This is a genomic window from Streptomyces malaysiense, from assembly GCF_000980885.2.
In the GTDB taxonomy this organism is placed as follows: domain Bacteria; phylum Actinomycetota; class Actinomycetes; order Streptomycetales; family Streptomycetaceae; genus Streptomyces; species Streptomyces malaysiense.
Genome location: NZ_LBDA02000025.1, coordinates 74,660 through 83,163, shown reverse-complemented (window position 1 = coordinate 83,163; position 8,504 = coordinate 74,660). Strand labels below are relative to the sequence as shown.

At 72.9% G+C, this 8,504-nt stretch carries 6 protein-coding genes; all 6 read left to right on the top strand.

Annotation, left to right across the window (positions count from 1 at the left end):
• The first annotated feature begins 61 nt into the window (after positions 1–61).
• The 6 genes from VT52_RS12325 (at position 62) to VT52_RS12300 (ending at position 8,501) form a co-directional block, all read left to right on the top strand.
• On the top strand, positions 62–928 hold the full coding sequence (locus VT52_RS12325) for an immunity 49 family protein (RefSeq protein WP_107481313.1): 867 nt from the start codon (positions 62–64) through the stop codon (positions 926–928).
• Between the two features lie 171 nt (positions 929–1,099).
• Positions 1,100–1,576: an HD domain-containing protein gene (locus tag VT52_RS12320; protein ID WP_046421687.1), complete on the top strand. Its 477-nt coding sequence runs from the start codon at positions 1,100–1,102 to the stop codon at positions 1,574–1,576.
• Between the two features lie 50 nt (positions 1,577–1,626).
• On the top strand, positions 1,627–1,920 hold the full coding sequence (locus VT52_RS12315) for a hypothetical protein (RefSeq protein ID WP_046421688.1): 294 nt from the start codon (positions 1,627–1,629) through the stop codon (positions 1,918–1,920).
• A gap of 13 nt (positions 1,921–1,933) precedes the next feature.
• Positions 1,934–3,289 carry a type VII secretion integral membrane protein EccD gene (eccD, locus tag VT52_RS12310; RefSeq protein ID WP_046421689.1) on the top strand — a complete coding sequence of 452 codons (1,356 nt, stop codon included), beginning with the start codon at positions 1,934–1,936 and terminating at the stop codon, positions 3,287–3,289.
• A gap of 25 nt (positions 3,290–3,314) precedes the next feature.
• On the top strand, positions 3,315–4,475 hold the full coding sequence (locus VT52_RS12305) for a MinD/ParA family ATP-binding protein (RefSeq protein WP_046421690.1): 1,161 nt from the start codon (positions 3,315–3,317) through the stop codon (positions 4,473–4,475).
• Positions 4,476–4,523: 48 nt separating this feature from the next.
• Positions 4,524–8,501, top strand: a complete 3,978-nt coding sequence (locus tag VT52_RS12300) for a type VII secretion protein EccC (RefSeq protein WP_046421691.1) — start codon at positions 4,524–4,526, stop codon at positions 8,499–8,501.
• The last annotated feature ends 3 nt before the right edge of the window (positions 8,502–8,504 follow it).

Here is an 8,504-nt window from a genome sequence, read left to right as displayed (position 1 = left end):
CACCCCACCCTTTCAACCTCAGCGTCATGGAACACTTCAAGTTCTGGTCCGAGGAAAATAAGTGGTCACCCGCATTCCCCGTCATGAGTTCCGCACGGACAACGCGGAGGAACTCATGGCGCCGGTCATCAGGAGTGCGAAGGACGTACGCGACCACGTCGAGACCTCGGAGGACGACCGCTACGACGCCCTGTCCGCCACGCTCGCCGTCGCCAAGTGGCGCTGCCTGACGAACCCGACGGCAGGTGAGTTCCCGACCTGGGAAGCGTGGGTCACGGCCATGCAGACCGGCTGTGGGCTCTTCGCGGCCGGTACGGCCTCCGAGGGGACCGTGCCCTGTCGCGTCGGCAGTACCGGTGAGGTGAAGAACCTTCCTGCCACCGGACCTCAGGACTATCTGCACGCGGGCAACTGGCTCACCTCCTTCTACCTCGCGGTGATCTGCCGCGAGAACGACCGGGTCGATCAGCCGGCCCGGGTGCCCGTCTCCTTCCTGCGCGCGTCCGGGGCGGAGTTCGACGACTACGTCTACTCCTGGGTGGAAGCCCTCCAGAACCTCCGGTTCGGGCGGCGCGAGGTGTGGGACACCCTGGCCACCGCCATCGACGGCACGGCTCCCGAGGTCGCCGGGATCGCCGGTCCGGAACTCATGCTGAAGATCCTTTACCCGCCGCTCGAACTCCTCCACCGCTATCTGCGCCGGGAGGCCGACGAGTTCAACGCGACCCTGGCCGACGCCCTCACCTGGCACAAGGAGTACTGGACGGCGAACGAGGCCCGTTCCCGCAGCGGTGAGGGCCTGGTCGCGCTCGCTCCGCTCGCCGTCGCGTGCATGGCCTACGACGCCGGCATGCCGATCGGCGTCGAGTCCGAGTACCTTCCGCGGGCCCTGCTGCGGCGGTCCTGGGTCGGCGAGTACCAGACCTGAGCCGGGTACCGGGCGCGCTCCCCGGCAGTGGTGCGCCGCATACCGCTCCGCTTCCTGGGTATGCCGGTTCCGCGGTGGGCTCCCGGTTGCGGCCGTGAACCCGGCCGACCCGGCTGCGCCGCGCGTGCGTCCATGTTCTATCTTGCACGGGCGAAGTGAGGGGGACTCTGTATGCCGTACGACGGGCTGCCCGAAGCGCCGGGCATGACGCTCGCCGAGGTCGAGGCCGTCGCGAGCGCCGCGCACGCCGCGCAGCGCGACAAGGCCGGGCGACCCTACGTCGAACACCTGCGGGCCGTCGCCGAGGGCGTCCGGGCCCGCGGTGGCGATGACGAACTCGTCGCCGCCGCCTGGCTGCACGACGCGGTCGAGGACGGCGTGCTCGGCGAGGAGTGGCTGGCGGCGGCCCCGCTCACCCGGCGTACCAAGGACGTCGTACGGGCCGTGACCAAGCGGCCGGGCGAGGAGCCGCGGGCGTACGCGGAGCGGATCCTGGCCACCCCGGGCGCCCTCCTGGTCAAGGCGGCCGACCTTGCGCACAACGCCGACCCGCGCCGGCTGGCCGCTCTCGACGAGCCCACCGCGCGGCGGCTGACGCGGAAGTACACCGTCATGCGGCAGTACCTCGGTCTCACCTCCGACGACTGACCGCCGACCGACGACCGACCACAGAGAACACGGGCACGGGGGCCAACTCGATGGCACGGGACTACGACAGTCAACTGCTGGAGTCGGTGGCGGTACGCCGGCGCCGGATGCGCGACGCCCTGCTGTTCGGCGCGCAGCGCGCCCGGCGCTCGGCGGACGAACGGCTCGGCAAGGTGTTCGCGGGCATCGCCATCGCGGCCGTACTGTGCGCCGGCTGCGTCGGATGGTCCTTCCTCCAGGCCACCCTCGCCAAGCAGAAACAACAGCAACAGCAGCAACAGCAGCAGTACGGCGCCCCCTCCGCACCACCGTCCTCGGCATCCTCGGCCCCGACTTCGCGATGATAGGTTCCGGTGAGTGGTGAGCGCAGCGACGACGTCCCGAGTAAAACTGAGCCGGGTCACACTGGTCGGTGAGCGTCGACGTGCCGACATCGTGCTGCCGTCGGACACCCCGATCGGCCAACTCCTGCCCGACATACTCCAGTTGCTCGACGACCGGGCCGCCACGCGACCCATGACCCGGCAACTGGTGACCTCCGACGGCTCGGTGCTGCCGCACGAGGCCACGTTGTCGTCGGCCGAGGTGCCCGACGGCGCCGTGCTCCGGCTGGTGCGCGCCCATGCCGCGCCGCCCGCGCCCGTCGTGCACGACGTCACAGAGCAGGTCGCCGACGACCCCGACCTGCGCGCCTGGCGCTGGCGGCCCGCCGCCCGCCGGGCCAGTGCCGGGGTGGCCACCGTCCTGTTCGCCGTGGCCGCGGCCCTGCTGGCCCGGCACGAGTTCGCGCTGGAGTCCGTCGCCGTCGTACTCGCGGTGGTGACCGTCGTGTTCCTCGCGACCGGCGCGCTCGTCGCGCGGATCGGCGAGGGCAACCAGGGGCTGGCCACGGCACTGCTGTTCGCCGCCGGGGGACTGGGTGTGCTCGCCGCCTGGACCGCCGCCGACGCCCACGGCTGGTCCGGACCGGCCCGGCTGGCCGGCGTCGCCGCCGCGCTGGTGCTCACCCTCGTGCTGCTCGCCCGCTCCTCCCTGTTCGGCCGCGGCGCGCTCATCGGGGCGGGTGCCGGGACCGGTATCACCCTGGTGTGGGAAGCGGTCGCTGCCGTGCAGGACCGGCCGGAGAGGCTCGGTGCGGTGATGGCCGTGTTCTCCGTCGTACTGCTCGGACTGCTGCCCCGGCTCGCGCTGACGGCCTCCGGCCTGACCGGACTCGACGACCGGCGTTCCGCGGGCGCGTCGGTCAGCCGCCACCAGGTCGCCAACGCGCTCGCCGCGACCCACCGCGGGCTCGCGCTGGCCACCATCGCGACCGTCGCCTCGGCCGCCGCCGGAGGCTGGCTGCTGACCTCGGCCGGGCGGCCGACGGTGTGGACGATCACCCTCACCTCGCTCACCGCCGTCGTGCTGCTGTCCCGGGCACGGGCCTTCCCCCTGGTCGCCGAGGTCGTGGCGCTGTTCGGCGCGGCCGCGCTGCTCGTCGTACGGCTCGCCGTGGAATGGATGGACCACGCGGGCGGCGCCGGCCCGCTGGTGCTGCTGTGCGCCGCCGGCGCGCTCCCGCTGCTGGCCCTCGTGGCCCAGCCGGCCGAGCATGTGCGGGTGCGGCTGCGGCGGGTCGGCGATCTGATCGAGTCCGTCGGCCTGATCGGGCTCTTCCCGCTCGCCGTCGGGGTGTTCGGCATATACGGGCAACTGCTCGACAAGTTCTGAGGCCGGCGCGGGAATGAAGGGCGACATGCCGAACGGGGACAACTGGCAGGGCGACGTGTTGCGGGAGCTGAGGGGCGGCACGCCGCAGCAGCCCGTACCGGAGCAGCCGCGACAGGAGGCCGCCGCACCAGGGCAGCAGGCCGGGCCCGCGCAGGGACCGGCGTACGGCCCCCCGCGGCAGCAGCCGTACACCGACGCACCGGCGCACCACCGGCAGCAGCCGCACGCCGGGCAACAGCGGCAGACCGGTGCCACGCGGCGCGCCACCCCCGAGTCCCGGCCGGTGCTCGACAAACGGCTCGCCTCCGCCGAGCTCAAGCCGCGCCGGGGCGAGACGTTCGCCGCGCGTGCCCTGCGCGCCGTACGCCACACCGTCTCCTCCTCCGCGGCCCGAGAGGTCGCCGGCGCCGCCGCGACCGCCGAGGTGCTCCAGCAGGCCGTCACCACCGGCCGCCAGATCGCGGTGACGTCCATCCGCGGCGGCTGCGGCAAGACGACCGTCACCGCCCTGCTGGGCGCCGCCTACGCCCACTACCGCCAGGATCCGGTGCTCGTCGTCGAGGCCGACCCGGCGCTCGGCTCGCTGCCGCTGCGGCTCGGCGCGGAGTCGCTGCGCTGGACCACCGGCGACCTCGCCGCCCTGGTGGAACCGCAGATGTCGCTGCTCGATGTCACCGGATACCTGGTCCGGCTCCCCGGCAACGCCTGGCTGCTGCCCGGCAGCCAGGGCCAGGTCGGCGCGATGCTCGACACCAAGGCCTACGAGCGGGTCATGGTGTCGCTGCGCCGCTACTTCGGGGTGACCGTCGTCGACTGCGAGACCCTGCCCGCCGAGGTCGCCCGCACCGCGCTGTCCGCGGCGCAGGCCCGGGTACTCACCGCGCCCGCGACCCTGGAGGGCATCGCCAGCACCCGTGCCGTCCTGGAGTGGATGCGCAACCTGCCCCGGCACGTGCTGGCCTCCACCGTCGTCGTCCTCACCGAGGTCGCCCCGCACCCCGGCCTCGACCTGGGCAGGGCCACCGGGGAACTGGCCGTGGCCGGAGTCACCGTCGCGGTCCTGCCCTACGACCGCCACCTCGCGGCCGGTGGCACCATCCGCACCGAACTCCTCGCCCGAGCCACCCGGGACGCTGTCCCCCGCCTGGCCGCCGAGGTCTTCCAGCTCGCCCAGAAGCAGCGCTGACCGTCCGACCGGAAGGGACACCAGGAACTCGGGGACGAGGCAACGAAGATGAGCACCCGACTGATCCACCGCCCGGCGCGCACCACCCGGCCGCCGGCCGAGCCCGAGCCGCGCACCATAGAGGCACCGCCCAACCTGCCCGAGGGCAGGGCCGGTTCGATGCTGCACTCGCTGCTGCCCATCGCCGGCGTCATGTCGTCCGTCGTGATGATGACCGTCGTGCGCAACAGCCAGTTCGCCGGGCTGGGCGCGATCATCCTCGTCGTCACCCTGACCGGCTCCCTCGCCCTGGCCTTCTCCCAGCGCGGCAAGGCCCAGCGCACCCGCCGCACCCAGCGCGAGGCCTACCTCGCCTACCTGGAGGAACTGCGCGAACAGCTCGCGGAGGAGGAACGCGAACGACGCGCGAGCGCCCAGGTGCTCGACCCGCCGCCGGACGCGCTCCACGACATCATGCGCGACCCCGCACGCCTGTGGGAACGGCGCCGGACGGACGCGGACTTCCTGCATGTGCGGGTCGGCACCGGCCGGATGCCGGTGCGCGATCTGAAGATCGCCCAGCAGGGTTCCTCCGTGCTCACCCCGCCCGACCAGTTCATGCTCAACGAGGCCTCAGCGCTGATCTCCCGCTTCGGCACCGGATCCGAGCTGCCGCTCACCGCCCCGCTCGACCGGGTCGGCAACGTCAGCGTCATCGGCCCGCGTGAGGACACCCTGCGCGTCGTGCGCGCGCTGTTCCTCCAGACCGCCGCCGCCCACGCGCCGGACGACGTGGCCCTGGCCGTCGCGGCCCCCGGCGACCGGCTGGCCGACTGGGAGTGGGCCAAGTGGCTGCCGCACCTGCTGGACACCGAGCAGTTCGACGGCCCGGTCGCCGCCCGCCGGATCGCCCCCTCACTGCCCCAGCTCGCCCGGCAGATCGGCGGTGAGCTGCGCCGCCGCGCCTCCTACGCGGCCGAGGTGCGCCGCGGGCTGTCCGGCAAGGACGCCCTCGCCATGACCTCCCGGCTCCTCGTCGTCGCCGACGCGCACGGCGAGGACGCCGTCGACCTGCCGCGACCCGACGACGCGGTGGGTCTGCGGGAGATGGGGGTCACCGTGCTGCACCTGCTCGACGAGCGGGTGCAGGAGCCCGGCAGCGTCGGGGTGCGGATCACCGTAGACGGCGCCCGGATCCTCATCGAGGACCTACGCGGGGACGAGCCGGTCAGCGCCGACGGCACGGTCGACGAGGCCGGCACCGCGCTCGCCGAGGGCCTGGCCCGGATGCTCGCCCCGCTGCGGCTGTCTGCGGAGTCCCTGGTCGACGCCCCGCTGACCGGCCCGGTCGACTTCGCGGAACTGCTCGGCATCGACGACGTCGCCCGGCTCGACCTGGACCGGCTCTGGGCGCCGCGCGGCGAACGCGCCTTCCTGCGCGTCCCGGTCGGCGTCGGCGACAGCCACGAACCCGTGCTCCTCGATCTCAAGGAGTCCTCCGAGCTGGGCATGGGCCCGCACGGCCTGTGCGTCGGCGCCACCGGCTCCGGCAAGTCCGAGCTGCTGCGCACCCTCATCCTCGCGCTGGTCGCCACCCACCCGCCGGAGGATCTCGCGCTGGTCCTCGTCGACTACAAGGGCGGCGCCACCTTCGCCCCCTTCGCGGATCTGCCGCACGTGGCCGGCGTGATCACCAACCTGGAGAACCAGGCCGGTCTGGTCGAACGCGTCCACGCCTCGCTCGCCGGCGAGGTCAAGCGGCGCCAGCAGGTGCTCAAGGAGGCTGGCAACGTCGCCGACATCGGCCACTACGCCGCCCTGCGTGCCGAGCGGCGCCCCGATCTCGAACCGCTGCCCCACCTGTTCGTCGTGATCGACGAGTTCGGCGAACTGCTCACCGCCAAACCGGACTTCATCGACCTGTTCCTGTCCATCGGCCGCATCGGCCGCTCCATCGGCGTCCACCTGCTGCTGTCCAGCCAGCGCATCGAGGGCGGCAAGCTCAAGGGTCTGGACACCTACCTGTCGTACCGGCTCGGCCTGCGCACCTTCTCGGCCGACGAGTCCCGCACGGTCCTCGACACCACGGACGCCTTCCACCTGCCGCCGCTGCCCGGCTTCGGCTACCTCAAGGTCGACACCAGCCACTACGAGCGGTTCAAGGCGGGCTATGTCTCCGGCGGCTACCGCGGCCCCGTCCAGCGGGAGACCGAGGACACCGGGCCGCTCGCCCTGGAGTACCCGGCGTACAACACCCTGGGCCAGGACGAGGACACCGGGGCCGGGGAGCCGCAGATGCGGCGCCGGGAGACCGGGCCGACCGAGATGGGCGTCATGGTCCGGCAGATCGAGGACTCCGGCGCCGGTTCGGTGCGTCAGATCTGGCTGCCCCCGCTGCCCGACGCCGTCGCCCTCGACCAGGTCGCCGGCCCCGTCGAGGTGGGCCCCCGCGGCATGCGGCTGTCCCGGCGCCGGGGCCCCCTCCAGGTGCCGCTGGGCATCTTGGACGACCCGACCCGGCAGTGGCAGGGCCAGTGGTACCTCGACCTCACGATGGCGGGCGGTCACGCGGCGGTCATCGGCGGCCCCCAGTCCGGCAAGACCACCCTGCTGCGCACCCTGGCCCTGTCCCTGGCGCTCACCCACACCCCGCAGGAGGTCGGCGTCTACGGCCTCGACCTGGTCGGCGGCGGCCTCCAGGCGTTGTCCGTGCTGCCGCACGTGGGCGGGGTGGCCGGCCGGGCGGACCGTGAGCGGTGCGCCCGCACCATCGACTCCGTGCGCGGCATGCTGGACCAGCGCGAGGAACTGTTCCGCCTGCACGACGTGGACTCCCTGGAACAGCTGCGGACCCTGCGCGCCGCGGGGCGCGTCCCCGAGCTGGCCTCCACGGAGATCGTGCTGCTCATCGACGGCTTCGGCGCCCTGCGCGACGACTTCGAGGAACTCGACGACGCGGTCGGCGACATCCTCAGGCGCGGCAGCGGCTACGGTATCCACGTGGTCGCCGCCATGCTCCGCTGGAACGACGTGCGCATCGCCGCCCAATCCCAGTTCGGCACCCGGGTGGAACTGCGGCTGAACGACCCCGGCGAGTCCAGCATCGAGCGCAAGCTCGCCCAGACCCTCTCGCCCGAGGAGAAGGGCCGCGTCCTCACCGACGGCAAGCTCTTCGCCCAGGTCGCCCTGCCCCGCACGGACGGCGTCGCCGACACGGCGGACCTCGGCGCGGTCCTGGAGCGCACGGCCCGTACGATCCGCGCCACCTGGACCGGGGAGACCGCCCAGCCGGTCAGAGTGCTGCCGCACCTCCTGGAGCCGCACCTGCTGCCGGGCCCGGCCGCCGAACCGCGCCGAGTGCCGATCGGCCTGGACCAGACCCAGCTGGCACCGGTTCTGGTCGACCTGTTCCGGCACGACCAGCACCTGCTGATCATGGGTGACAGCGAGTGCGGCAAGACCAACCTGCTCAAGGTCGTCGCGGACGCCCTGATCGAACGCTACAGCGAGGACGAACTGGTCTTCGGCGTGATGGACCCGCGACGCGGGCTGCGCGGCGCCGTCCCCGAGGAGTACCGGGGCGGCTACGCCTACAACGCCAAGCTGTGCTCGGCCCTGTCCGCGGGCATCGCCACCGAACTGGAGAAGCGGATGCCCGACGAGGGCGAGGGCGGCGAGGACCTGGAACCGGGCAATTGGGGGTCGGGCCCGCGGATCGTGATGCTGGTCGACGACTACGACGTCCTCACCACCGCCGGACAGCAGCCGCTCGCGCCCTTCCTGCCGTACATCGCCTCGGCTCAGGACATCGGCCTGCACTTCGTCCTCACCCGCCGGGTCGCCGGCGCCTCCCGCGGCCTGTACGAGCCGCTGGTGCAGAGCCTGCGCGAGTCTGGCGCCTCGGCGCTGGTGATGGCGGGCGACCGCAGCGAGGGCCAGCTCTTCCCCGGGGTGTACGCCGGACAGCAGCCGCCCGGTCGCGGCGTCCTGGTCCGCAGGGGCGAACCGAACCGGCTGATCCAGACCGTGTACGCGGGCAACAGGTAGACC

What these genes read in the sequence shown, in the direction of transcription:
- VT52_RS12320 (WP_046421687.1), top strand. Translation starts at nt 1,100, where the DNA reads ATGCCGTACGACGGGCTGCCCGAAGCGCCGGGCATGACGCTCGCCGAG.
- VT52_RS12300 (WP_046421691.1), top strand. Translation starts at nt 4,524, where the DNA reads ATGAGCACCCGACTGATCCACCGCCCGGCGCGCACCACCCGGCCGCCG.
- VT52_RS12305 (WP_046421690.1), top strand. Translation starts at nt 3,315, where the DNA reads ATGCCGAACGGGGACAACTGGCAGGGCGACGTGTTGCGGGAGCTGAGG.
- VT52_RS12315 (WP_046421688.1), top strand. Translation starts at nt 1,627, where the DNA reads ATGGCACGGGACTACGACAGTCAACTGCTGGAGTCGGTGGCGGTACGC.